This is a genomic window from Dehalogenimonas sp. NIT-SK1 (assembly GCF_055384165.1).
On sequence record NZ_AP042352.1, the window covers coordinates 85579 to 108993 of the forward strand.

The 23415-nt window shown below is 54.2% G+C and carries 24 protein-coding genes; 14 read left to right on the forward strand and 10 right to left on the reverse strand.

Annotated elements, in window-relative coordinates; genetic code table 11:
- Window positions 1-28: 28 nt before the first annotated feature.
- Window positions 29-499 carry a gamma-glutamylcyclotransferase family protein gene (locus tag ACZ48S_RS00525; RefSeq protein WP_464213011.1) on the forward strand — a complete coding sequence of 157 codons (471 nt, stop codon included), beginning with the start codon at window positions 29-31 and terminating at the stop codon, window positions 497-499.
- Window positions 500-557: 58 nt separating this feature from the next.
- Here the strand turns inward: ACZ48S_RS00525 and ACZ48S_RS00530 are convergent, their stop codons facing one another.
- The 4 genes from ACZ48S_RS00530 to tsaD all read right to left on the reverse strand — a co-directional run bounded on the left by ACZ48S_RS00530 (window position 558) and on the right by tsaD (window position 3993).
- On the reverse strand, window positions 558-1835 hold the full coding sequence (locus ACZ48S_RS00530) for a M16 family metallopeptidase (RefSeq protein WP_464213013.1): 1278 nt from the start codon (window positions 1833-1835) through the stop codon (window positions 558-560).
- 87 nt (window positions 1836-1922) lie between these two features.
- Window positions 1923-2426, reverse strand: a complete 504-nt coding sequence (locus tag ACZ48S_RS00535; protein WP_464213015.1) for a hypothetical protein — start codon at window positions 2424-2426, stop codon at window positions 1923-1925.
- A 107-nt stretch (window positions 2427-2533) separates the two neighbouring features.
- Entirely contained in the window at window positions 2534-2659 is a 126-nt protein-coding gene (locus tag ACZ48S_RS00540; RefSeq protein WP_464213017.1) for a hypothetical protein, read from the reverse strand.
- A gap of 341 nt (window positions 2660-3000) precedes the next feature.
- On the reverse strand, window positions 3001-3993 hold the full coding sequence (gene tsaD, locus ACZ48S_RS00545; protein WP_464213019.1) for a tRNA (adenosine(37)-N6)-threonylcarbamoyltransferase complex transferase subunit TsaD: 993 nt from the start codon (window positions 3991-3993) through the stop codon (window positions 3001-3003).
- A gap of 319 nt (window positions 3994-4312) precedes the next feature.
- Between tsaD and ACZ48S_RS00550 the strand changes: the two genes are divergently transcribed.
- The 13 genes from ACZ48S_RS00550 (at window position 4313) to tilS (ending at window position 17640) form a co-directional block, all read left to right on the forward strand.
- Window positions 4313-4603 carry a co-chaperone GroES gene (locus ACZ48S_RS00550; RefSeq protein ID WP_464213021.1) on the forward strand — a complete coding sequence of 97 codons (291 nt, stop codon included), beginning with the start codon at window positions 4313-4315 and terminating at the stop codon, window positions 4601-4603.
- Between the two features lie 32 nt (window positions 4604-4635).
- Entirely contained in the window at window positions 4636-6240 is a 1605-nt protein-coding gene (gene groL, locus ACZ48S_RS00555) for a chaperonin GroEL (protein ID WP_464213023.1), read from the forward strand.
- 113 nt (window positions 6241-6353) lie between these two features.
- Window positions 6354-6794, forward strand: a complete 441-nt coding sequence (gene hypA / locus ACZ48S_RS00560; protein ID WP_464213025.1) for a hydrogenase maturation nickel metallochaperone HypA — start codon at window positions 6354-6356, stop codon at window positions 6792-6794.
- Window positions 6775-7431, forward strand: coding sequence for a hydrogenase nickel incorporation protein HypB (gene hypB, locus ACZ48S_RS00565; RefSeq protein ID WP_464214606.1), 657 nt, complete (start codon window positions 6775-6777; stop codon window positions 7429-7431). Before hypA ends, hypB begins: the two co-directional genes overlap by 20 nt.
- Window positions 7432-7435: 4 nt before the next feature.
- Entirely contained in the window at window positions 7436-9760 is a 2325-nt protein-coding gene (gene hypF, locus ACZ48S_RS00570) for a carbamoyltransferase HypF (RefSeq protein WP_464213027.1), read from the forward strand.
- A gap of 22 nt (window positions 9761-9782) precedes the next feature.
- Complete coding sequence (locus ACZ48S_RS00575) at window positions 9783-10010, forward strand: HypC/HybG/HupF family hydrogenase formation chaperone (RefSeq protein WP_464213029.1); 228 nt, start codon at window positions 9783-9785, stop codon at window positions 10008-10010.
- Window positions 10007-11098, forward strand: a complete 1092-nt coding sequence (gene hypD, locus ACZ48S_RS00580) for a hydrogenase formation protein HypD (protein ID WP_464213031.1) — start codon at window positions 10007-10009, stop codon at window positions 11096-11098. Before ACZ48S_RS00575 ends, hypD begins: the two co-directional genes overlap by 4 nt.
- A gap of 18 nt (window positions 11099-11116) precedes the next feature.
- The gene (gene hypE / locus ACZ48S_RS00585; RefSeq protein WP_464213033.1) at window positions 11117-12130 is read left to right on the forward strand and encodes a hydrogenase expression/formation protein HypE; all 1014 of its coding nucleotides are present in this window, start codon (window positions 11117-11119) and stop codon (window positions 12128-12130) included.
- 117 nt (window positions 12131-12247) lie between these two features.
- Complete coding sequence (locus ACZ48S_RS00590; RefSeq protein WP_464213035.1) at window positions 12248-13591, forward strand: HlyC/CorC family transporter; 1344 nt, start codon at window positions 12248-12250, stop codon at window positions 13589-13591.
- 59 nt (window positions 13592-13650) lie between these two features.
- The gene (locus tag ACZ48S_RS00595; RefSeq protein ID WP_464213037.1) at window positions 13651-14295 is read left to right on the forward strand and encodes a TIGR03936 family radical SAM-associated protein; all 645 of its coding nucleotides are present in this window, start codon (window positions 13651-13653) and stop codon (window positions 14293-14295) included.
- Between the two features lie 7 nt (window positions 14296-14302).
- Window positions 14303-15430 carry a M48 family metallopeptidase gene (locus ACZ48S_RS00600; RefSeq protein ID WP_464213039.1) on the forward strand — a complete coding sequence of 376 codons (1128 nt, stop codon included), beginning with the start codon at window positions 14303-14305 and terminating at the stop codon, window positions 15428-15430.
- Between the two features lie 57 nt (window positions 15431-15487).
- The gene (locus tag ACZ48S_RS00605) at window positions 15488-16111 is read left to right on the forward strand and encodes a histidine phosphatase family protein (protein WP_464213041.1); all 624 of its coding nucleotides are present in this window, start codon (window positions 15488-15490) and stop codon (window positions 16109-16111) included.
- 149 nt (window positions 16112-16260) lie between these two features.
- A complete protein-coding gene (gene tilS / locus ACZ48S_RS00610; protein WP_464213043.1) occupies window positions 16261-17640 on the forward strand; it encodes a tRNA lysidine(34) synthetase TilS in 1380 nt (459 codons plus the stop codon).
- 10 nt (window positions 17641-17650) lie between these two features.
- Here the strand turns inward: tilS and ACZ48S_RS00615 are convergent, their stop codons facing one another.
- The 6 genes from ACZ48S_RS00615 to purM all read right to left on the reverse strand — a co-directional run bounded on the left by ACZ48S_RS00615 (window position 17651) and on the right by purM (window position 23254).
- On the reverse strand, window positions 17651-18475 hold the full coding sequence (locus ACZ48S_RS00615; RefSeq protein WP_464213045.1) for an arsenite methyltransferase: 825 nt from the start codon (window positions 18473-18475) through the stop codon (window positions 17651-17653).
- A gap of 12 nt (window positions 18476-18487) precedes the next feature.
- The gene (gene hgcC, locus ACZ48S_RS00620) at window positions 18488-18751 is read right to left on the reverse strand and encodes an HgcAB-associated protein HgcC (protein WP_464213047.1); all 264 of its coding nucleotides are present in this window, start codon (window positions 18749-18751) and stop codon (window positions 18488-18490) included.
- A 117-nt stretch (window positions 18752-18868) separates the two neighbouring features.
- Window positions 18869-19897: a nicotinate phosphoribosyltransferase gene (locus ACZ48S_RS00625; RefSeq protein WP_464213049.1), complete on the reverse strand. Its 1029-nt coding sequence runs from the start codon at window positions 19895-19897 to the stop codon at window positions 18869-18871.
- A 27-nt stretch (window positions 19898-19924) separates the two neighbouring features.
- The gene (purH, locus tag ACZ48S_RS00630) at window positions 19925-21460 is read right to left on the reverse strand and encodes a bifunctional phosphoribosylaminoimidazolecarboxamide formyltransferase/IMP cyclohydrolase (protein ID WP_464213051.1); all 1536 of its coding nucleotides are present in this window, start codon (window positions 21458-21460) and stop codon (window positions 19925-19927) included.
- 22 nt (window positions 21461-21482) lie between these two features.
- Window positions 21483-22193, reverse strand: coding sequence for a hypothetical protein (locus ACZ48S_RS00635; protein WP_464213053.1), 711 nt, complete (start codon window positions 22191-22193; stop codon window positions 21483-21485).
- The gene (purM, locus tag ACZ48S_RS00640; protein ID WP_464213055.1) at window positions 22193-23254 is read right to left on the reverse strand and encodes a phosphoribosylformylglycinamidine cyclo-ligase; all 1062 of its coding nucleotides are present in this window, start codon (window positions 23252-23254) and stop codon (window positions 22193-22195) included. The genes ACZ48S_RS00635 and purM overlap by 1 nt, the downstream gene beginning before the upstream one ends.
- Window positions 23255-23415 lie beyond the last annotated feature (161 nt).

The window sequence follows — 23415 nt, forward strand, 5'->3', positions numbered from 1 at the left end:
AGCTAAATGTCAAACCAATGCGGGGGCTATGAAAGCTGTGCCATTGACAAGCCTTGACAGGATGCCGGGAGTTCAGGTGTGTTATAATCACGGTATGTCATTGTTTTTTGCCTACGGAACATCCCTTAACCGCCAGTATATGGCCCGGCATTGTCCGCAATGCAAGCCAAAAGTTTCCGCTACTTTGGCGCATTATCAACTGGTTTTTTCCGGTTGGTCAAGGATTTATCGCTGCGCTACGACTTCACTGCGTCCCTTGCGCGGCGCCCATGTCAAGGGTGGTGTCTATGAAGTGCCCGATTCGGCACTGAACAAGCTGGATAAAGTAGAAAATTATCCGACGCAAAACACTAAAATCAATATCATTGTTCATACGGAAACAGGAGAATCATTGAGCTGTTTTACCTATGTCCCAGTCCATCAGGCTGACGAAGGCAAACCGGCTGCGGAATACTTGAAACTGCTGCAGCAGGGATATCGGGACTGGGCGCTGGTTTAAATACCGTAGACAGGGATTTAGAAAGGCTTTTCTGATTGTTTGCCGCTTGTGATTTTCGTTATGATCCGGCCGCGGATGTCTGCAGCAAATCCAATAATGGTTCTTCGTCGGCTGCCGGTCCGACAACGGCCAGCCTGAAGTTTTTCGGCTGAAATAATTCCTCCGCCAGTTCAGACACTTCTGTCAAAGTCACCTTTTCCAGCAGTTCAAAAACCTCTTCCGGAGTGAGTATCTCACCCGAAAGCACTTCCTGCCCGCCCAGCCAGCTGGCCACGTGGCGTGAGTCCTCCAGGCGCAGCGCCATTCGACCCTTGGACAATTCCCTGGCTTTGTCCAACTCACGCTGGGTTATGGTGCTCTTCGCCTTTTCCAACTCGTCGATTACCGCTATCAATGCTTGTTCCAGTTTAGCTGGGGCAACGCTGGCGGCTACGGTCATCGCGCCGGTATCCAGTAAAAAATCGGCATAACTGTGTATGGCGTATGCCAGGCCGAGCCGGTCCCGGATTTCGGTGAACAGCCGGGAACTCATGCCTTCACCCAGGATGACGTTTAAAAGACTTTGGATATAACGCCGCGGGTCAATCACTGACAATGAAGGCATTGCCAGGTTAAAATGAGCCTGTTCTATCTTCCGTTGTTCAAGCGCGATGCACCGGGCATTGGAGCCGGTGAATGGCTGGTAGGAGCAGTTAGGTCGGCTGGAATCCCATACACTCAATTGTTGCTCGACCGCTTGAATCATTTCCTGGTGTGACAAGCCGCCGGCAATGGAGATAACGGTATTGTCCGGGCGGTAATGGTCTGCTTTGAAGTCAAGAAGGTTGTTCCGGGTTAACGCGCTGATCGTTGATGAGGTACCGGCGATGTCCCGCCCCAGCGGATGGTCGGGCCATATCAAGGTATCAACCAACTGGCATACTTTCTGGTCCGGCTGGTCTTCAGTCATGTGAATCTCTTCAATGATGACCTGTCGTTCCTTCTCCAGGTCTTCCGGATCGAAACGGGAGTACAGCAGCATGTCGGTCAATGTGTCCAGGGTGGACAGGAAGTGGCTGCTGGCGGTTTTGGACCAGAAAACGGTGGTCTCCCGGTCGGTGCCGCCGTTCATGATTCCTCCGACGCCTTCAATAGACTCGGAAATATCATGCGCCGTGCGCCGTTTTTCGGTACCCCGGAAAAGCATATGTTCAATGAAATGGGACGCTCCGCCGAGGTGGTCCGGCTCATACCTAGATCCGGTGCCGATAAAAATGCAGATTGATACTGAGTGGGTATGGGGCATTTCCTGGGTCAGAATACGCAGCCCGTTGGGCAGAGTGGTTTTACGGTACATTAATGACTCCTCTTGCTGCCAATTTTACCGGTTTTCGGGACGCCGGCAAAATGCCCCGCCGAGTCTCGCATGGGAATCTTATCATTGTCAGGCAAACCGGAGCATCAGCAGTAATCCGAGACCGAAGGTGACCGCGTTTACTGCCAGAACCAACAGCCGGATAGTGGCGGGCTTAACCGGTTTCAGCATGATTCCCTGCCTCAGCCAGCGGCGGAAAAGCCAGGTCAGCAGATAGTATTCACTTACCAGCGGAAAAATCTCGGCTAGAAAAAAGGCGTTGGGCGAATTAGTTAATCCCATCAGGCCCATTCCAAGCAGGTTGGTTATAGCCGGGGTGACCAGGTTGAGCAGAAAAATCACTAATAGAGCAAGCTGAAGCCATCGGTGTTCTGAGAAATATCGCCTGAGGATGAAGGTTATCAATAGGGCTTCTATCAGCGCGCTGAGCGGGTATATCCACAAGGTCAGCGCCGCCAGCATCTGAGGCGGGAAGATGACATTGGCATGAGCCGGTTCAGGATAGGCCAAAAGCCCCAATCCGCACACCACGGCACCGGTTAACAGCCGCACAAGATTATCGCGAAACTTCATTGTTACTCTGACTTCCTATCATGACGGGACAGCCGCCAGGCCGTTGCCAGGAGTATCAATCCTGTTATCATAAGGAGCCACGCCAACTGCGGGCCGCAGAAAAATGCTCAGCGGAAGCCCAGTATTCGGGTGGAAATTAAGGCATCGAGCCAGGGCAGGAAGACAGCCGCCAGACCGACCGATACCAGCGCTTTGATGACAGAAGGGCGGCTGAAGGTCAACGGTTGTTTCATCGATTCCTCAGCGACGGCCGGAGCAACATCCAGGCGAATAAGCCGAGAGGAAAAGTTATGAAACTTAAAGCCCGGACCAAGAATACCTGCCCCTCACTAAGACCTCTTTGTAAAGCGTCATTAGTGTAGAGGAAAATGACCCATACAATTGAACCCACCAGCGCAGCTATCAGTAAAAGCCCCAGTAGCATTGATTCCATCTTGTATTCCTCTCATGGAGAATTATATGCCCGGTCCAGGTGTGGGGCAAGGCCCGGGACCGAAATGATTATCACCCGACCGCTGGTCAGTCAGCCAGGCTGACCAAATTACCGCTGGAATAGTCCCGGGCGAACGTGATTTTACTGCCGGTTTGTGGGACTAAAAGGCATTGAGGGATAAATATCCAGGTCAAGATCCGAGCGTTCGCCCCGCTGAAGGTGGAAGTAACCGCAGGAAGCGATGACGGCGGCGTTGTCGGTACACAGTTTCAACGGCGGGATAAGTACCGGGATGGGCGAATCGGCGGCCATGCGCTCCCGCAGGCGGGAGTTGGCGGCTACGCCGCCGGAAAGCAGTATCTGATTGACGCTGTATTCCCTGGCGGCAGCTATGGTTCGGCTGACCAGAACGTCAACCACCGCTTCCTGGAAACTGGCGGCGGCATCGTCCGGTGAACCGACCTGTCCTGTCTCAACAAGCCGGTAAAGGGCGGTCTTCAGGCCGGAAAAACTGAAGTCATGGCTGTTGCGGATGACGGCGCGGGGCAGTTTCAGTATAGGATTGCCCCGGCGGGCGGCTTTATCCACCGCCGGGCCGCCGGGGTAGCCCAGGTTCAGCAGGCGGGCTGCCTTGTCGAAGGCTTCGCCGGCGGCGTCGTCCCGGGTGCGGCCGATGATGTCGAAATCGCCGTGGCCCTTCATATATACCAGGTCGGTATGGCCGCCGGAGACAATGAGCGCCATCACCGGGAACTGAGGCGGTTCCCCGGTCAGCCAGTTGGCGTAGATGTGGCCTTCCAGGTGATTGACGCCGATGAGCGGCTTGCTGCCGCCCATGGCCAGTGCCTTGGCGAAGTTGACCCCTACCAGAAGCGAGCCGGCCAGTCCCGGGCCGGTGGTCACGGCCACGGCATCGAGGTCCGTCAATCCTATTCCAGCGCCATCAAGACATTTGGCCAGCACCGGAGAAGCAGCTAATAAGTGCTGACGGGAAGCCACTTCCGGTACTACTCCCCCGTAGCGGGCGTGGATGTCTACTTGGGAGGCGACTTCATTGGAAATAATACTGGTGCCGTCGCGGACAATTGCGGCGGCGGTCTCGTCACAGGAGCTTTCAATACCCAGGATAAGCATGAATTGATTATAACAAATTTGAGCATCAAAAGCGGCGGACGCTTCATTTACCAGGTTCCCCCTGGCTTGAAGTCAGAGGTAAAATTGGCACACGACGGTTTGGTTTGCTAAAATAAGCAAAATAGAGAGCAATTGCCAGATAATTGGTTGAAAGAGGCAAAAATATTAAAAATATCCATCTGATATTACTCTCAATAAAGATCTATCGGTAGGGACTGATTTGCGTCCTGTATGAATCTAGGTTATTATTAGTGTTGTTAGCAGTCTCCTGCCGAGACTGCTAAAATATTGATAACTGAAAATATAAAAGGAGGTATTCATGGCAATTAACGTACAACCCCTGCAAAACTTCGTGGTCATCAAGCCGGGGAAAAAAGAGGAAACTCGCGGCGGTATCGTCATTCCTGATACTGCTCAAGAGAAAGCCTCTGAGGGTGAAGTAGTCGCTGTTGGCCCTGGCCGCATTGGCAAGGACAACGTCCGGGAAGACCTGGATGTCAAAGTCGGCGATTTCGTTATCTACCCCAAGTTCGGCGGCACCGAAATCAAGGTTGAAGGCGAAGATATGGTTATCATGCCGGAGAACCAGGTTTTAGCCAAGCGCGTATAATCCCAAAAAAACAAATTAATTAAGGAGGCAAAGTGGCAAAACAAATTATTTTTGGCGAACAAGTAAGAAATTCCCTCAAAGCCGGTATTGACACCCTGGCGGATACCGTTAAGGTGACTCTCGGTCCTAAGGGTCATCCGGTGGCACTGGCGAAGGCCTGGGGCGCACCAACCGTGATTGACGATGGTGTTACCATCGCCCGTGACATTGACCTGCCCGATGCTTTTGAAAACATGGGCTGCCAGATTGTCAAAGAAGCGGCTACCAAGACCAATGACGCTGCCGGTGACGGCACCACCACTTCAATCATGCTGGCCAGCGCCATCATCAACGAGGCTTTCAAGAACATCACCGCTGGTGCGGAGCCTCTGGCTCTCAAGCGCGGTATTGAGAAGGCCTCGGATGCCATCTCACAGGAACTGAAGAAAATGTCCACCCCGATCCGCGGCCGGGACCAGATCGTCCAGGTGGCTACCATCACTGCTAAAGACCCGGAAATCGGTGAACTTATCGCTGACGTGATGGAAAAGGTCGGTAAAGACGGCGTAATCACCATTGAGGAAACCAAGGGCCTGAAATACGAAACCGACTATGTTGAAGGTCTGCAGTTTGACCGTGGTTACATATCCCCCTATTTTGTTACCGATTCCGGCCGAATGGAAGCAGTGCTGGAAGAGCCGATGATTCTCATCACCGACCGCAAGATTGAGAACATGAACGAGCTTCTGCCCGCTCTTGAGAAAATGATGCAGTGGACCAAGACCCTGCTTATCGTTGCCGAGAATGTGGAAGGCGAAGCACTGGCTACCCTGGTGGTCAACAAGCTGCGCGGCACCATGAATGTCTTGGCTGTAAAAGCCCCCGGCTTCGGCGATCGCCAGAAGCAGATGCTGGAAGATATTGCCGTCCTGACCGGCGGCCGCGTTATCTCCAAGGAAGCCGGCCGCAAGCTGGATTCCGTTACCGAAGAAGATATGGGCCGTGCCCATCGGGTAACTACCACTAAAGACAAGACAGTTATCATTGATGGCGCCGGAACCCCGGAAGCCATCAAGGACCGCATCAAGCAGATTAAAGCCCAAATTGATGAGGTTGAAAGCGCTTTCGACCGCGAGAAACTGCAGGAGCGCCAGGCGGCTTTAGCCGGAGGCGTAGCGGTAATCGGTGTCGGTGCTGCCACCGAAACCGAGATGAAGGAACGCAAAGCCCGGGTTGAGGACGCTCTGGCAGCTACCCGCGCTGCCCTGGAAGAAGGTATCCTTCCCGGTGGCGGAGTTGGCCTGATCAATGCCTTGCCAGCCTTGGACAAGCTCAAGCTGGAAGGTGATGAAGCCACCGGTGTGCTCATTGTTAAACGAGCCCTGCCGACTCCGGTACGCTGGATTGCCAATAACGCCGGCCGCGATGGCTCGGTTATTATTGACAAAGTACGCAACTCACCGGTAGGTGTTGGTTACAACGCCGAGATTGATGAGTTCGGCAACATGGTGGAGATGGGTATTATCGATCCTACCATGGTAGTCCGGTCCGCATTGGAAAATGCGACCTCGGTGGCCAACATGATAATCATAACCAACTCATTGGTGGCTGATATCCCCAAGGAAGCCCCGGCCGCCCCGGCCATGCCGGAATACTAGAATCCCAGCCTGGTAAATTGCTGGTAGAAAGAGGCCGGTGGATATAAACCCACCGGCCTCTTTAATGCTGTTAAGGATAGTTTTCACTAAGAAGCTTTTCCCATGGGGTATTTATGCCTGCCGCCGTTCTTCAATTGCCGCTGGTGAGCTTTAAGCGTATAATTTACATTGTACTTTATTTACAGGACTTCTTTATGCATGAGATGGCTGTTACCCAGAGCATTTTAGATATAGTGCTCAAAGAAGCTGACAAAGCCGGAGCCAAAAAAGTGACCAGCGTGAATTTGGTAATTGGTGAACTGGCCGGTCTGGTTGATGACAGCATACAGTTTTATTTTGATTTTCTTACTAAGGATACCGCTGCCGAGGGAGCGGGTCTGAACTTTCGGCGCGTGGCGGCAAAAATGCGTTGCCGAGCCTGTTCCGAGGAATTTTATACCGCGCCGGATGAATGGGTTTGCCCAAAATGTGATCAATGGCAGGCGGAGGTAATATCCGGGAAAGAATTCTATATTGATTCAATTGAGGTGGATGATGCAGATAAAAGTACTTAAAGACATAATGGAGGCTAATACCGCAACTGCTGAGGCTAACATTGAACGGCTGGAAAATTACGGGATTCTAGGTTTGAACGTGATGGCTTCACCGGGATCAGGCAAAACAACGTTTATTTTACGCACTATAGACAGCCTTGGACAAGACATCAAGACCGGTGTTATCGAGGGGGACCTGGCCTCATCGGTTGACGCGGAAAAAGTGGCCGAAAAGGGCGCACCGGTGGTGCAGATAAACACTGGAGGCGGCTGCCATCTGGATGCCAATCAGATATCAGCAGCACTTGACAACCTTCCGCTGAAAGATTTGGATGTTGTTTTTATTGAAAATGTCGGTAATTTGGTGTGTCCTTCGGAATTCAAGCTTGGAGAACATCGTCGTGTGGTTGTATTGAGCGTACCCGAGGGGGATGACAAGCCTTATAAATACCCTGGTATGTTTGCCACTGCTGATGTTATTGTGGTCAGCAAGATTGATATTTTGCCTTATTTCGATTTTAATCTTCAGAAATTCGAAAAAGCTGTTGCCGGTTTAAACCCCGAGGTAGCGGTGATACCGCTTTCCGCGCTTACTGGAGAAGGGTTTGATGTGTGGACGGACTGGTTGAAAGGCCAGTTAGCATCTCGCAAACAATAATATTATGGTATCTGAATCAAGTCTGGAGCGAAAGCTGGTATCTGTCCAGGGTGTTGTCCAGGGTGTTGGTTTTCGGCCTTTTATTTACCAACTGGCTCACCGTTTTGGATTGTCCGGATGGGTGACCAATACTTCCGGTGAAGTCAGGCTCGAAGTTGAGGGAAAGCCGGAGAATGTTACAGCTTTTCTGGAAGCTGTAACCAATGAGGCCCCGCCGCAGTCTCGTATTAAAAACATTATGTCAAATAATATCCCTTTGGCGGGTGGCTATGGTTTTGAGATCAGGCCGAGTATCATCGAAGCTGGCAAATATCAATTGATTTCCCCTGACCTGGCCACCTGTAAAGATTGCCGAGCTGAGATTTTTGATCCCGAGGACCGACGCTTCCGATATCCTTTCACCAACTGTACAAATTGCGGCCCCCGTTTCACTATTATCAAGGATATTCCCTATGACCGGGAATTGACCACCATGGATTCGTTCAAAATGTGTTCCCTTTGCCGGAGGGAATTTGAAAACCCCCTTGACCGCCGCTTCCATGCCCAGCCGAATGCCTGTCCGGTTTGCGGACCGAGTCTCCGCCTGGTTGATGCCGGTGGTTCGGAAATCGGGACGGATGATGCCATCACTCAGGCCGCCTGTTTAATCAAGAATGGCAAGATACTGGCAATACGCGGTCTGGGCGGCTTTCTGCTGGCTTGTGACGCCGGCAGCCAGGCGGCGGTTGAGGATCTGCGGCGGCGTAAGCGCCGGCCAGCCAAACCGCTGGCTGTGATGCTGCCGGATACGAGCGCTGTAAAAAAAATATGCCATATAAACAAAGAAGAAATCAGTATTCTTCAATCTGCGGCGGCACCAATAGTTTTGCTGAGGACAAAACGCGGAACTGAGATAGCGCCTTCTGTTGCCCCCGGTTTAAAGCATCTCGGGGTCATGCTGCCCTATACACCGCTGCATTGGCTGTTGATGAGTGAAGTCCAGCGGCCTCTGGTCATGACCTCCGGGAATCTGTCTGAAGAGCCCATAATCAGTGATAATGCCGAGGCAATGACACGGCTGGGCGGTATTGCAGATTATTTCCTGCTGCATAACCGGGATATATTTTCCCGCTATGATGATAGCGTGGTTATGTATGAGGCTGGAAAACCCAGGTTCATCCGGCGAGCCCGGGGTTATGCTCCTTATCCGGTGAGACTGCCCATCAAAACACCGCAAATACTGGGAGTCGGTGCTCAGGAAAAATCCACCTTTTGTTTGTCCAGGGATGACAATGCCTTTGTGTCGCAGCATATAGGTGATATGGACAATGCTGATACAGTTGAACATTTTGAAAAAACTATTGCGCTTTACCGCCGGTTATTTCGCGTCAATCCGGAATTGCTGGCTTGTGATTTACATCCTGATTATGCCACCACCGAATGGGCGGAAAGACGGGCGGCAGAGTGGGCAATTCCGCTGGTTAAAGTCCAGCATCATCACGCTCATATCGCCTCCGCGATGGTGGAAAATAGTTTAACGGAGCCGGTTATCGGGGTTGCCATGGACGGTACCGGCTATGGCACTGACGGCAAGATATGGGGCGGGGAATTTCTGGCAGCTGACCTGGCTGGTTTTGAAAGACTGGGGCACCTGGAATATCTGCCCCTTCCAGGGGGTGATGCCGCAGTTCGGAAACCGTATCGCACCGCCGCCGGTTATATCTACCGGCTCCTGGGAGATGACGGGTTGACAAAATGGGTCGGATGTCAATCGGTTGACAAAGGATCGGAGATAGAGTTCATTAAAAAACAAGTCGATACCGGTTTGAACGCGCCGGAAACTTCCAGCGCCGGACGGCTGTTTGATGCGGTGGCCGGTATAACCGGCATTTGTCGGGAGATCCAGTATGATGCCCAGGCAGCGATTGAACTTGAAATGGCCGCAGAGGGTATCCAAAGTAACCATAGTTATTCTTATGATATAGACCAGAAGAGCGGCGTCAGCATTATCCGCCTGAAGCGGATGATTGCCGGTATTTTAGACGACCTGTCCAGGGGTGTCTCAGTCGGTCGGGTGGCAGTTGGGTTTCATAACACGATGGTTGACATAATCTTTGATATGTGTCAAAGTTTAAGGTCCGGAAAGGGTCTCAACACCGTTGTTTTGTCCGGGGGATGTTTTATGAATCGCCGTTTATTGCGGCTGGTTGTGGAGCGGCTGGAAAAAGCAAAGTTCCAGGTTCATAGCCATTGTAGTGTCCCGACTAATGACGGCGGTATTTCCCTAGGCCAGGTCGCTGTCGCTGCCGGAAAACTGAACAAAAATCCGGTTGCCGGCCCAGGCGGCTGACAGAAATGAATGGAGGTAAAGGATGTGTCTAGCAGTACCGGCTCAGATTAAAAATATTCAAGGAGATGTCGCGGAAGCTGATATGGCGGGCACTACTGTCCGCGCCAGTTTGATGATGGTGCCTGAAGCCAAGGTTGGCGATTATATTTTACTGCATACCGGCTTCGCCATACAGGTTTTGGATGAAGCGGACGCCTTGGAAACGCTCAAGCTGTTTAAAGAGATGGAGATGATACCGGAGAACACATGAATTTTAACCAGGGATTCCGTGATTCCGCTCTTGCTGAAAAGCTCCTTGAAAATATCAGGCGCAGGTCCATAACTCCGGCCAATATAATGGAGTTCTGCGGGGGGCATACTGTAGCCATATTTCGCTATGGGCTTCGGGAACTGCTGCCTGCCCATTTAAAACTTCTTTCCGGTCCCGGGTGTCCGGTCTGCGTTACCTCCAGTGCTGACCTCGACGAAGTGCTGGCACTGGCTGAAATACCGGGGGTGATTATCACCACTTTTGGTGACCTGGTCAAGGTTCCGGCCAGCTATTCCTCCCTGGATCGGGCGAGAGCCGCCGGGGCCGACATCAGGACCGTTTATTCCACCCTGGATGCGCTGGATATCGCCAGGCGGAATCCGGACAAGAAAGTGGTTTTCATCGGCATCGGATTTGAAACCACCGCGCCGACTATTGCTGCTGCGGTTCTTCAGGCGGCAGCTGAAAAGCTGCCTAATTTCTTTGTAAAATCTTTACATAAGGTGACTCCGCCAGTTACTAAAATATTACTGGACTCTGGAGAGGTTAAAATCCAGGGTATTATCTGTCCGGGACATGTTTCAGCCATCGTGGGAGCGGATGCCTGGAATTTTATTCCCGAGGATTACAGTATTGCCTGTGCTGTTTCCGGATTTGAGCCTTTGGACGTGCTGCAATGCGTCAGTATGATTGTGGAGCAGATTGAATCCGGGACACCTAAAGTGGAAACGCCTTACAGCCGGGCGGTGAAAAATGAAGGCAATCAGGTGGCGCTGCGCATGCTGAATCAGGTTTTTGAACAGGCAACGGCAAATTGGCGCGGCATCGGAGATATTCCCGGCAGCGGCTTGAAAATTCGCCGTGAGTTTGCTGCTTATGATGCGGATAAAGAATTTGACATAAAGCTCACACTCCCATCGAGGGAACCGGCGGGTTGTCTTTGCGGCGAGGTCATCCGCGCCGTGAAGACCCCGGAGGATTGTTCACTATTTCGCAGGGTATGCACTCCGGAAAACCCGGTCGGCCCGTGCATGGTATCCAGTGAGGGGTCGTGCGCGGCCTATTATCACTTCGCGGAAACTATTTAGCGCTATTCGGAGGACTATTTGGATAAAACCGAGCAAGTGCTGCTGGCCCATGGTTCCGGCGGCAAACTGAGCCAGAATCTGGTTCGCAGTCTTTTTGTTGAAGAGCTTGCCAATGAAGAATTGAATCGCCTGGATGATGCGGCTAGTTTAGTGGTCGGCGACGGCCGTGTAGCCTTTACTACTGACAGCTACGTGGTAAGTCCGCTTTTTTTCCCCGGCGGTGATATCGGCAAATTGGCTGTCTGCGGTACAGTCAATGATTTGGCCACCTCCGGGGCGGTACCCCAATATCTCAGCCTGGCCATGATCATTGAAGAAGGGCTTCCAATTGAGGAATTGTCCAGGGTTGTCCAGAGTATAAGAGCAGCTGCCGCTGAGGCCGGGGTTCGTATTGTGACCGGGGATACCAAGGTTGTCAATCGTGGTAAGGCGGATAAGCTTTTTATAAACACCGCCGGTATTGGGGTTATACCGGGTGGATTGGATATATCCGGGCATAATGCCCGCCCGGGTGATATAGTTATGTTAAGCGGAAGCCTGGGTGACCACGGTATGGCGATTATGGCTCAGCGGGAGGGATTCAGTTTCCAGGTTCCGGTGGCCAGTGACTGCGCGCCGCTGAACGGTATGATTGCCGCCTTGCTCCGGGCGTCCAGGAACATTCGTGTACTGCGTGACCCCACCCGCGGTGGCCTGGCGACCACCTTGAATGAAATCGCTGTCCAGTCACAGGTCGGCATTACCATAGATGAGACACTGATACCGGTTAAAGACGCGGTGCGTACCGCCTGTGAATTGCTCGGTTTTGATCCGCTGTATGTTGCCAATGAAGGCAAGATGTTGGCCATAGTTGCCCGAGAAGATGCCGACGCGGTGCTGCAGGCGATGCGGAGCAATCCTTATGGAACTGAAGCTGTTGCCATCGGAGAGGTTTCCGCCGAACGTCCGGGGAAAGTGGTACTGAGAACCGCGCTGGGAGCGCGCCGGGTGCTGGATATGCTTTCCGGAGAACTGTTGCCGCGGATTTGCTGATAGCGCTGGAGGGTTTAACGTCCGTAAAAGCGCTGTAAATTCTTATGAGTTATGGTATCATATCTACAAAGATGGTATTATCATTCTCGGTATATAGAATGGCCTTGAATTAGCATTATGTCAATAGAAACAGTATATCTGATTCTTCTTATCCTGTGTCTTCTCCTCTCCATGTTTTTCTCCAGTTCAGAGACGGCCTTTATCTCTCTGTCGCGTTACCGCCTGCAGGCCATGGTGGAGAATAAGGTTAAAGGCGCGTATCTGGTGGCTGAATTGAAAGAAAAGCCGGAACGATTGTTGTCTACGGTGCTATTGGGCAATAATTTCGTCAATGTTGCCGCTTCCGCTCTGGCTACCGTACTGGCAATTTCCGTTTTCGGCGAACAGAACGGCGTATTGATTGCCACTATCGGTCTAACCATAATCCTGCTTATCTTCGGCGAAGTGACCCCTAAAACCGCGGCAACCCGGCATGCCGAGAAAATGGCAGTTTTATATTCTCGGCCGATCACTTTTCTTGCCTGGCTGTTTACGCCGTTTGTAACCGTTCTTTCCTGGATCGCTTCAGCTTTTATGAAACTGTTCGGCGGCGGGCAGACCTACCACCACTCTCTCTTCAACGAGGAAGAGATTCGCTCCATGATTGATGTCGGTCATAAAGAGGGCACGGTGGAAAAAGACGAAGCGGAGATGCTGCACGCGGTGCTGGATTTCCGGGAGCGCCCGGTGTTTGAGGTGCTGGTTCCTCGCCCGGAAGTGGTGGCTCTGGAGAAAGATACTCTATTGAAAGAATTTTTTGAATTGTACGAAAAATCACCCATGTCACGTTTTCCGGTATATGAAGAAAATATGGACAATGTCATCGGCATCCTTTCGGTTAAAGACGTGTTGATGGCTCAGGCCAAGGGTGAAATTGGACTCGATGAGCCCATCAACGATTTGGTACGTCCGACTTACTTTGCCCCGGAAACCAAGCCGATCGGCGAGTTGTTTAATGAAATGCGTGATAAGAATTTTCGAATGTCCGTGATTGTTGATGAATATGGCGGTACTGCGGGTGTGGTATCGCTGTCCCGGCTGATGGAAGAAATTGTCGGCCCGGTGGGCGATGAGCTGGCCAGCGCTGAAAAAGACTTCGAGTCCATAAATGAAAACACTTTCCAGGTTGACGGCGGCATGCGCATCGACGAGGCTAATGAGCAGATAGGTATTGAATTGCCGGAAGATGATGAATATGAAACCATTGCCGGTTTTATACTCAAGCGTTTGGGTTTAATTCCCCGCCAGGGCCAGGTTTTGAGATACAACGGCCTTAAACTGGTCATAACCCGGATGCGCGGCAAGAAAATCGAGGAAGTGCTCATTACCCGGGAAAAGCGCTTGATGCCTCCCGCAGGAGAGCCTGGTCAGCAGCCGCCGGTCTCAGCCAGTCAGGATTCTGCTTCAAAGACTGGCTCCTGAAGTGCCGTTGTTTACTTCATCCTTTTCTACTTAAAGATTAATTGTTATTGGATTTGAATTTGATAAAACGTATCCGCTTTTGTTACAGCCGCGGTGAAAAACTCAAGTATATTTCCCATCTGGATATGATGCGTCTATGGCCGCGGGTCTTTCGCCGTGCCGGACTGGACATGGCTTATTCCGAGGGTTTCAATGCCCATCCCCGTCTGGCGGTCGCCGCGCCGCTGGCTGTCGGCTGGACTTCAGAAGCGGAGCTGATGGAAATCTGGCTGGATAATCCCCCATCACTGCCGCAGGTACAGGGCTTAATGCGGGCACAGCTGCCTGACGGACTTGGTATCGGGGCGGCGGTGGTTATGCCGCTGGAGGCGCCTTCTTTGCAGTCACTGGTGCGCTTCGCTGAATACCGGGTCAGGCTGCCGCTTGATCGTTCGGCAGCTGAAATTGAGCAGGCGGTGGCACAGTTGTTGTCGTTGTCCAGCCTGGACTGGAGTCACCGGCGGGATAAAGCTACCAAGACTTATGACTTGCGGGCACAGATAGACGGCATTCACCCTGTTCAAATTCTGGAAAGTGAAGCGGATTTATTCATGCGCTTAAAAAATGACCCTTCCGGGTCCGGACGGCCGGAGCAGATAGCCCTGGCTCTGGGTTTTAAAGAACCGCCCCGGCTGATTCACCGTACCCGGCTGGTCCTGGCTTAGATAAGTAATGAGCGCCTTGGACGCTGAACGCCAGAAGAAAGCTGCCGAGTACGCCGGACGACGGCGGTTATTGGGTGTATTTGAATTTACCCTGACCGCTGTATTGCTGGGGCTTCTGCTTTTCAGCCCGCTATCAGCGAAACTTGCGGAAATGCTGCCGTCATCCACTGTTCCCGCGGTAATAATTTACGCTGTCGTATTGCTTCTGGCTTATGAACTGCTTACTCTGCCTTTGAGTTATATCAGCGGACTGAAGCTGCCGCGGCAGTACGGACTATCCCGGCAGAATATAGGTGGTTGGATCGGGGACTATATCAAGTCGCTGTCCATAGGTATTGTATTTATGGTCGCAGTGGTAGCTGCGGTGTATGGACTGATGCTCTGGTCCCCGGAATGGTGGTGGCTTTACTCCTGGGCCGGGCTTATGCTGACCACCCTGATACTGACGGTGCTGGCCCCGGTTTTGCTCATACCGCTGTTTTTCCGGATGAGTCCAATGGAAGATGGTGAGATGAAAGCCCGCCTGGAAGGGCTGGCGGCACAAACCGGCGTCAGGGTGGGTGGTATTTATGTCATCGAATTCGCTGCAAAAACATCTCGGGCTAATGCGGCAGTCATGGGTCTGGGCGGCACCAAGCGAATCGCCATTTCTGACACGCTGCTGGAACAATACTCAGCAGCGGAAATAGAAGTGGTCATGGCCCATGAGCTGGCCCACCAGCGCCATCATGACGTCTGGCGTTTATATGCCTTTCAGGCGGCGGTACTGATCGGCTCCTTCGGTGTTGCTGCCTGGCTGTTTGAAAATACCATGCCGTATTATAGTTATGTCAACTTAACTGACCCGGCAGGACTGCCGCTGCTGGCGGCCAGCTTTCTCATCGCCGGTCTGCCCGCCCTGCCGCTCCTGGCCTGGTTCAGCCGTCGGTTGGAGCAAGCCGCGGATAACTACGCACTTGAGCTGACCGCCGAACCGGAAGTCTTTATCTCCGCTATGTCCCGGCTTACTGACCAGAATTTAGCCGAGGCGCGACCATCAAGTTTAATTGAACGTCTGGGTCAGGACCATCCGAGCTATGCCGACCGGGTTGATATGGCTGAACGGTTTGCGGCAAGGAACAGCGGCTCAAATTGAATTTGGCCGGCTGAAATATTATATTTAGTCTTTAATTATGAGGAAGAGTAAACTGCGGTGACCAAATTATTCATTGCCCGTCATGCCGAAACTGACTGGAACCGCCACAAGCGTGTCCAGGGAGGTGGTTCCGATACACCGCTCAATGAAACCGGGTTGAGACAGGTTAAATGCCTGGCGGGTCGGCTGGCTTCGGAAAAACTGGAAGCCATTGTGTCCAGCCCGTTGAAACGCGCCCGGGCTACCGCGGAAGCCATTGCCCGAGAGCACGGGGCGGTGAAAATAGAATTAGACCGAGACCTGCGGGAGATCGATGCCGGGGAATTGGAAGGGGTCTTGGCCAGCGAATTCGGCGGCAGCCTGGGCCGGTTGCTTACCGAGGTGACTTCCGATGATTTGCCGCGCCTGCCCGGCGGTGAATCGCTGACCGATGTGCGGGAGCGGGTCTGGCGGGTTGTCCAGGGGTTGGCATCCCGTTTTCCGGACGGTGAAGTTCTGATTGTCAGTCATTATTTTACCATCCTGAGCCTGGTCTGCCGGGTGCTGGAGCTGCCGCCGCAAGCTATCAGCAGGTTTCGGATGAATACCGGCTCTCTAACAATTATTCAAGTTGATGGTAACGCGGCCAAATTGGTGACTTTTAATGAAGCCTGTTTCCAGGTAGACAGCCTGCCGTGGTAAAGCGGCTCAAAAGCTGCCGCTCGGTATCGCCCGGCAATCCTTAGATATTTTGGTCCGGCTGTTCCCGGACTCTGTTATAATCTCTGTTGATGACAAATCAAATTTATTTATTAGAAAAAAGGGTTCTCAATCAGATCCGCTGTCAAGGGATGTTGTCCAAGGGTGACCGGGTGGTGGCTGCGGTTTCCGGAGGGGCTGATTCAGTCTGTCTGCTTTACATATTACATAAATACCGCGAAGAACTGGGTATAGAAATCCATGTGGCTCACCTGGACCACGGGCTCCGGGGTGAGCAGTCTGACGCTGATGCCGGGTTTGTTCTGGAGATGGCGCAAGACCTGGAACTGCCGGTCATTATTGAAAAACGCGATGTACTCAGCCACCAGCGCCGTTACCATCTTACCCTGGAAGAGGCTGCCCGTGAGGTCAGGTACCAGTTTTTGTCTGAAGTCGCGGCCAAGCTCGGCGCCGCCGTGGCTGTTGCCCATACCGGATCGGACCACGTGGAAACTGTTATGCTCCACCTGCTCCGCGGCAGTGGTCTCTCCGGCCTTGTAGGGCTCAAAGAGGTTGTTAATCTGCGCTACAAGCGCATTGAGTGCCTCAAGATTTTCCGGCCCCTGATTAGCCTTACAAGGGCTGAGGTGGAGAATTATTGTCGGGTAAACAGGATAGGCTTCCGCACTGACCTTTCAAATGATTCCTTGACGCCAACCCGCAACCGTATCCGACTGAAACTGCTGCCGGAAATCCGCCGCGACTTCAATTCCCGGATCGATGAAGCTATTGCTCGACTGTCGCGCCTGGCCGCGGACGACCTGGACTTTATTGCCGGGGAAGCCGGGCGCGCCGCTGATCGCTTGACCCGGTTCTCCTCCGGTGTCTGGACGGCTGATCGGGCCGGGCTGCTGCAGCTGCATCCGGCGCTGCGGCGGGTAGTGCTGCAAAGGCTGTTGAGCCAGGCGCTGGGCAGCCCAAAGGACATCGAGTCTGTTCATATAGAAGAAATGATGGATATTGCCGCCGGCGCCGCCGGGCGGGCGGTAAACCTGCCTGACGGGCTGGTCTGCGCTGCCGGTTATCAGGAGCTACTGCTGGGCAGGGACCTTTCGGTCACGGCTCCGCTGCCGGACCTGGAGGGGGAATTCCGGCTTAATATTCCCGGTGAGACCGAATTTTCTGGTTGGCGGGTTAGCGCCGAAATTATCGAAAAGATGGAGCATATCCCCCCGGACCTGGAGAAGTCCGGTGGAATGCTGCAGTTCATGGATTTTGACCGCACCGGCGATGAACTTTGCGTCCGCGGCCGCCGCGATGGTGACCGCTTCCAGCCGCTGGGAATGGCTCGCTCGAAAAAGCTAAAGGATTTCTTTATTGACGCCAAGGTGCCGCGGCTCTGGCGGTCAAGAATCCCCGTTGTAGTCAGCAACGGACAGGTTGTCTGGGTAGCAGGCTGTCGGCTGGACGAGCGGGTAAAGGTGACGGCAGAGACAGCCAGGGTGCTGAAGCTGGAATTCTGTCAGATTTGAAATCCGGGCTTTATCCTCCGGGTTTGACCGCTGAAACCCTGATACTGACGATGGTTTCCGAAATGCGCTCTAACTCCTTTTCGGTCAGTCCCTTTGCTGCCGTATTCCGCATCAGTTCCGGGGCCATCTCCAGGAAATCCAGGTCAAAGACGTTTTCGCCCAGCACCGCAATATTTTCTAACCCCGCCGCTTTTATCGCCCCCAGGTATTCTTCCTTGAGGACGGCTCCGGCGACGCAGGCGGTATATGCCGCCGCGGAATCGCGGATATAGTCGGGCAGGGATTCGGTCAGCACAATGTCTGAAACGGCAATGCGGCCGCCGGGTTTGAGCACCCTGAAGGATTCGGCGAAAACCTTCGGCTTGTCGGGTGAGAGGTTGATGACGCAGTTGGATATAACGCTGTCCACGGTATTGTCGCTCACCGGCAGGTCTTCAATTTCTCCCTGACGGAATTCAACGTTAGTAACCCCGCCGGCCACGGCGTTGGCCCGGGACCTTGACAGCATATCCGGTGTCATGTCCACTCCGATCACTTTTCCGCTCGGGCCGACCTGGCGAGCCGCCAGGAAGGCGTCGAATCCAGCGCCGGAACCCAGGTCGAGTACCGTCTCACCCGGTTTCAGGCTGGCTATGGCGGTAGGGTTGCCGCAGCCCAGGCCGAGGTTGGCGCCATCCGGCGCCGCCGCTAGGTCCTCTTCCGAATAGCCTATGACTTTGGCGATGGTGTCCGGTGAGGTACCGCAGCACCCCGAACCGCAGCCGCAGCCTCCGCCGGAGCGGGCGATCCCGCCGTAACGTTCTTTGACATAACTCTTAATTTCAGTGTCTTTCATGGTGTCTCCTGTTTAGATTTCCTGCAGTATCGGGCTGAGAAATTCCCCGGCGCCCCTGGCCAGTTTTTCGGTTTTCATCATTACCAGGCAGCACGGCTGACCGCCCCTGTTGAGCGTCACCAGCGCCATTTTTTCGCCGGCGTTTATTCCCATGCTGTGGCGGACTTCCTTGGGCAGGACTACCTGCCCGCGGCTGTCTATAGTGACCACCGCTTCAACCCGGCAGCATTCTCCGGTGTCACAGCATGAGTTTTCGGTGATTTTTTCTTGTGCCATGATAACCTCTGTAAAATCAGATAAATCAGTATAATCAGAAATTACGGGAAGTGTCAAGCGCAGAAAAGAGTTGATTTATGGATGATAATTGATTGATAGGCGCGCTTTCCGGCCTGCTTACAAAACCTGCTTAAGCCGTGGGTTCGCGGTAATCCCCGGAATCCGACCGCGCTTGGCAACCGGTTTGGCGTCCACTTCGTGTATGTCGGCGGTATAGTCGATGGGGTGCGCTCCGGAAATATAACTGCCGATACCGAAGCCGGTCACCGGCGCGCCGCTGTCCAGGAAATAACGAATGCGCTCCGGGGTTATGCCGCCGGAAACGAAGATGCCTACTCCGGCATGTCCGACCTGGTCAAGCCGCGCGCGGACTTCTTTCACCAGCTCTGCCGTTACCCGCCCGCGCTCCACCGGAGTGTCCAGCCTGACCGCCTTGAGCGTGTCACCCAGTGCTCCAGCTACCCGCAGGCTCTCCTCGGCCTCGTCCTTGAAGGTGTCCACCAGGGCCACCCTGGACACAGCCGGGTCTATATGCCGGTCAAAAGCCAGAGTGGCTTGTATGGTATCGCCCATGACAATAACCAGGGCGTGAGGCATGGTACCGGAAGGCTCAATGCCGGCCAGTCTTGCCCCCTGGACACTGGAACAGCCTTTGCATCCGCCGATGATAGCCGAGTAATCCATCCGTCCGGCCACCAGGGGGTGGACATGGCGCGCCCCGAAGCTGATGCAGGGAATGTCGCCCGCCGCTTCGGCGCACTGCCTGGCGGCGGTGGCCCAGCCGGTAGCGGAGGCCAGGATACCGCACACGGCGGTCTCGTAAAGTCCGTAGCTGCGGTAAGGGGCTTTAATCCTGAGCGCCACTTCCTTGGAGCTGACATCTTCCCCCTCGTCCAGCGCCCAAACCTCTCGGTCATTCGTTGGCAGTACGCGTTCCAGCAGCGCCAGTGTTTCGTCCATACCGCACAGCACGCCGTCGCCGTTGGGAAAGACTTCCATGACGGCAGGGGGGTCAAGGTCTTCTTTTCGCAGAACGTCAATGGTGCGGTGGAAATAGACGTCAGCCGAGTCGCCGTGTAGTACAGCCTCGGAGGGAGCAAACTTGCCCCGGCGTTCTGCAGTCTCATCTTTTTGATATTTGGTCATTTGATATTATCTAAAATTTAGATATTGCTAGTGCAGAAAGTGCCGGGTGCCGGTGAACACCATGGCAATATTATGTTCGTCAGCCGCCTTGATGGAGTCCTCGTCCCGGATGGACCCTCCGGGCTGGATGATGGCGGTAACTCCGGCCGCCGCCGCCTGAAGGACGGAGTCGTTGAAGGGGAACATGGCGTCTGAGGCCATGACGCTTCCCCTGGATTTTTCACCGGCCCGCTTGACCGCAATGTCTACACTGGTCACCCGGTTGGGCTGTCCGGCGCCCATCCCCAGGATCATCTTGTCCTTGACCAGCACAATGGCGTTGGACTTGATATGCTTGACAGCCCGCCAGGCAAACAGCAGGTCGGCGGTTTCTTCATCAGTAGGGGCGCGGCGGGTAACCGTGTTCAGGGTAACCGAATCCTCCTGCAGGGCATCCGCCTGCTGAACCAGCATGCCGCCCTTGACCCGTCGGTACACCGGCGGTACCTGGGCGCCAGCCTCCGGCAGCGCGGCTTTCAGGATGCGCAGGTCCTTGCGCTTTTTGAGGATTTCCAGTGCCGCCTCTTCGTAATCTGGAGCAATCGATATTTCATAAAAAGTACCCCTCATAGCCTCCGCCATTTCGGCGGTCAGCGTCCGGTTGACAGCCACAATACCGCCGAACGCCGAAACCGGGTCGCCGGCAAAGGCGCGGCGGTAGGCCTCGGCCACGTTGTCATGACTGGCCAGGCCGCAGGCGTTGGTATGCTTGATGATGGATACAGTCGGCGCCGCGTAGTCGGTAGCAGCGCCCCAGGCGGCGTCGGCATCCAGGATGTTGTTGTACGAAAGCGCCTTGCCCCAGAGCTGTTCGGCGCCGGTGATGCCGGAATCAATGTCGCTGCCCACCCGCTGCTCGGCGTAGAAGGCCGCTGCCTGGTGGGGGTTCTCACCATAGCGCAGCCCGTATTTCTTTTTCAGGGCAACGGTCATGTTGTCCGGGAATCCCTCGCTGTCCTGCCACAGGTACTGGGCGATGGCGGTGTCGTACATGGCGGTATGCTGGAAGGCTTTCTGGGCCAGCATACGGCGGTCCTGGTCTGACAGCCCGCCGCTTTTAAGTTTCTCGAGTACCAGTCCGTAGTCCGCCGGGTCGGTGACGATGATGACGCCGGGGAAGTTTTTGGCAGAGGCGCGGATCATGGTTGGCCCGCCGATGTCAATGTTTTCCAGCGCGTCTTCCTGGCTGACCCCGGGTTTGGACACGGTCTGGACAAAGGGGTACAGGTTAACCACCACCATGTCAATGGGGGTGATGCTGTTCTTCTCCAGTTCCGCCAGGTGCTCCGGCTTGTCGCGCCGGGCCAGCAGGCCGCCGTGTACCATGGGATGCAGTGTCTTGACCCGCCCGTCAAGTATTTCCGGGAATCCGGTGATGTCGGATATGCTGCGGACCGGCACCTCGGCTCCGGCCAGCGCTTTTTTGGTGCCGCCGGTGGAGAATATCTCCCAGCCCAGGCCCGCCAGTTCGCCGGCGAAATCAGTCAGTCCGGTCTTATCGGATACGCTTAAAATAGCTCGCATAATCGGAACCTCGCTTTTTTAATTAGTGCCGTCGCCTGGAGAACATAAAGCCGGCTATTATCAGGCCCAGCCCTACTATCGCCGTACCGGCAATTGCCGCCCAGTTGATTACCCTTACCTCAGCGGTCATGGCGACCCCCTGGCTGACGGAGGTCAGGTCAAAATTCCAGGTGGCGGAGGAGCCGCTGACAGTGTCGGCGTTGGACTCTAATATTTCACCCGGCATGTTGACCGTCCAGGACAGGGAAAACATATCCTGGAGAAAGCTCTGGGCCAGCTCATCAAACCCTTCTTCAAATTCCCCTCCCGTTCCTTCCAGCCCCAGGGTCTCCGGGTCAGCCGGGATATTGGCGCTGAAGCTGTAATCAGTGAAGACAAAGTAGTTCTGCTCACGAATGTCCAGTACCGGAGATTGCGCATCAGTGCCGGTGGCGTCGGGCAGGAAGAAGGGGTCGTCGGCGCTGAAGTCTTTGCTGGCGGTCAGGGTAACGGTATCGCCGGAAACAGTCCGGTTGACCTCCCAGCCTTCAGCAGTCATTTCCTCCGGCGTATCTTCAGTTGCCATGCTCTCGCCGATGGCGCCGGTGGCGGTAATGATAACCCGCTGCGTGTAATCACCGGATGCCTTGACATCGGTTTCCAGCTGCATGTCAAGGGTGCCGCAGCCGGCCAGTACAGCCAGCCCCGCCATCGCGGCGGTAATCAGCACCAGCGCGGTTTTTCGTCTCAACATTAGCTTCCCCCCTGGTCAAATAATACCCGATGGCCGGCCTCGGCGGTTACCTCTCCGATGACCCTGGCCTGCGGCATAGCCCGCAGCATTTCGCTGACATCGGATGAATCCACGAATACCGCCATGCCGATGCCCATGTTGAATACCCGGTACATTTCGCTGTCGCCGATACCGCCCAGCCGTTGAATCAGTTCAAACACCGGAGGTACTTCCCAGCTGCCGGTATTGATGCGCGCCGAAACGTTCTCCGGCAGTGTGCGGGGGATGTTGTCGGTAAAGCCGCCTCCGGTGATATGGGACAGCCCCTTGACCTTGCCCAGCACCGGCCGGATGGTCTGGAAGTACGAAAGATGAGGCTCCAGCAGCACCTCGCCGACAGGTCGGTCAAACCCGGGGTAAATTTTTGACAGCGCCTCCGGCGTCTCGCCCAGCACCCGCCGCGCCAGGGAGTAGCCGTTGGTGTGCAGCCCGGATGAGGGCAGCCCCAGTATCACGTCGCCGGGCTGAATGGACAACCCATTGACAATTTTATCTTTCTCAACAATGCCGACAATAAAACCCGCCAGGTCATAATCCTTGCCGCGGTACAAGCCGGGCATCTCGGCGGTTTCCCCGCCGATCAGGGCGCAGCCAACCTCTTGACACGCCATGGACAGCCCTTTGACAACATCGGCCACCATGGTCTGGTCCAGTTTGCCCATGGCGATGTAATCCAGGAAGAACAGCGGCGCCGCGCCGCAGGTCAGTATATCGTCCACGCTGTGGTTGACGATGTCGATGCCCACCGTGTCATGTTTATCCATGGCCGCGGCTATCTTGAGTTTGGTGCCTACTCCATCACATGATGAAACCAGCACCGGTTTGACGTAGCCGCCGGGCAGCTCGAACATGCCGCCGAAAAAGCCGGGCCCGCCCAGCACTCCGGGGCCGAAAGTGGCCTGGGCCAGCTGGCTGATTTTTTCCTTGGCCGCGGCGGCGCTGTCAATGCTGACACCGGCTGCGGCGTAAGCGTCTTTATTGATGAGGCTCTCCTTAAGAGGGTAATGGCTGAATGATAGCATCTCAAACCCGCCGGCGCAATTGGCCGCCGCTTGCGGAAACGGACAATCTATTACCCAGTGGAGATGCCAACTGAATACTATCAACTAGAAAACTGATAACTGATCATTTAACCGCTTAACCTTAACAAAACAATGTTAATAACATTAAAATAATTAGACAG

Excerpts from the sequence above, each read along its gene's own strand:
- ACZ48S_RS00525 (WP_464213011.1), top strand. The coding sequence starts at position 29 with ATGAAAGCTGTGCCATTGACAAGCCTTGACAGGATGCCGGGAGTTCAG.
- ACZ48S_RS00530 (WP_464213013.1), bottom strand. The coding sequence starts at position 1,835 with ATGTACCGTAAAACCACTCTGCCCAACGGGCTGCGTATTCTGACCCAG.
- ACZ48S_RS00535 (WP_464213015.1), bottom strand. The coding sequence starts at position 2,426 with ATGAAGTTTCGCGATAATCTTGTGCGGCTGTTAACCGGTGCCGTGGTG.
- ACZ48S_RS00540 (WP_464213017.1), bottom strand. The coding sequence starts at position 2,659 with ATGAAACAACCGTTGACCTTCAGCCGCCCTTCTGTCATCAAAGCGCTG.
- tsaD (WP_464213019.1), bottom strand. The coding sequence starts at position 3,993 with ATGCTTATCCTGGGTATTGAAAGCTCCTGTGACGAGACCGCCGCCGCA.
- ACZ48S_RS00550 (WP_464213021.1), top strand. The coding sequence starts at position 4,313 with ATGGCAATTAACGTACAACCCCTGCAAAACTTCGTGGTCATCAAGCCG.
- hypA (WP_464213025.1), top strand. The coding sequence starts at position 6,354 with ATGCCTGCCGCCGTTCTTCAATTGCCGCTGGTGAGCTTTAAGCGTATA.
- hypB (WP_464214606.1), top strand. The coding sequence starts at position 6,775 with ATGCAGATAAAAGTACTTAAAGACATAATGGAGGCTAATACCGCAACT.
- hypF (WP_464213027.1), top strand. The coding sequence starts at position 7,436 with ATGGTATCTGAATCAAGTCTGGAGCGAAAGCTGGTATCTGTCCAGGGT.
- ACZ48S_RS00575 (WP_464213029.1), top strand. The coding sequence starts at position 9,783 with ATGTGTCTAGCAGTACCGGCTCAGATTAAAAATATTCAAGGAGATGTC.
- hypD (WP_464213031.1), top strand. The coding sequence starts at position 10,007 with ATGAATTTTAACCAGGGATTCCGTGATTCCGCTCTTGCTGAAAAGCTC.
- ACZ48S_RS00590 (WP_464213035.1), top strand. The coding sequence starts at position 12,248 with ATGTCAATAGAAACAGTATATCTGATTCTTCTTATCCTGTGTCTTCTC.
- ACZ48S_RS00600 (WP_464213039.1), top strand. The coding sequence starts at position 14,303 with ATGAGCGCCTTGGACGCTGAACGCCAGAAGAAAGCTGCCGAGTACGCC.
- tilS (WP_464213043.1), top strand. The coding sequence starts at position 16,261 with ATGTTGTCCAAGGGTGACCGGGTGGTGGCTGCGGTTTCCGGAGGGGCT.
- ACZ48S_RS00615 (WP_464213045.1), bottom strand. The coding sequence starts at position 18,475 with ATGAAAGACACTGAAATTAAGAGTTATGTCAAAGAACGTTACGGCGGG.
- hgcC (WP_464213047.1), bottom strand. The coding sequence starts at position 18,751 with ATGGCACAAGAAAAAATCACCGAAAACTCATGCTGTGACACCGGAGAA.
- ACZ48S_RS00625 (WP_464213049.1), bottom strand. The coding sequence starts at position 19,897 with ATGACCAAATATCAAAAAGATGAGACTGCAGAACGCCGGGGCAAGTTT.
- purH (WP_464213051.1), bottom strand. The coding sequence starts at position 21,460 with ATGCGAGCTATTTTAAGCGTATCCGATAAGACCGGACTGACTGATTTC.
- ACZ48S_RS00635 (WP_464213053.1), bottom strand. The coding sequence starts at position 22,193 with ATGTTGAGACGAAAAACCGCGCTGGTGCTGATTACCGCCGCGATGGCG.
- purM (WP_464213055.1), bottom strand. The coding sequence starts at position 23,254 with ATGCTATCATTCAGCCATTACCCTCTTAAGGAGAGCCTCATCAATAAA.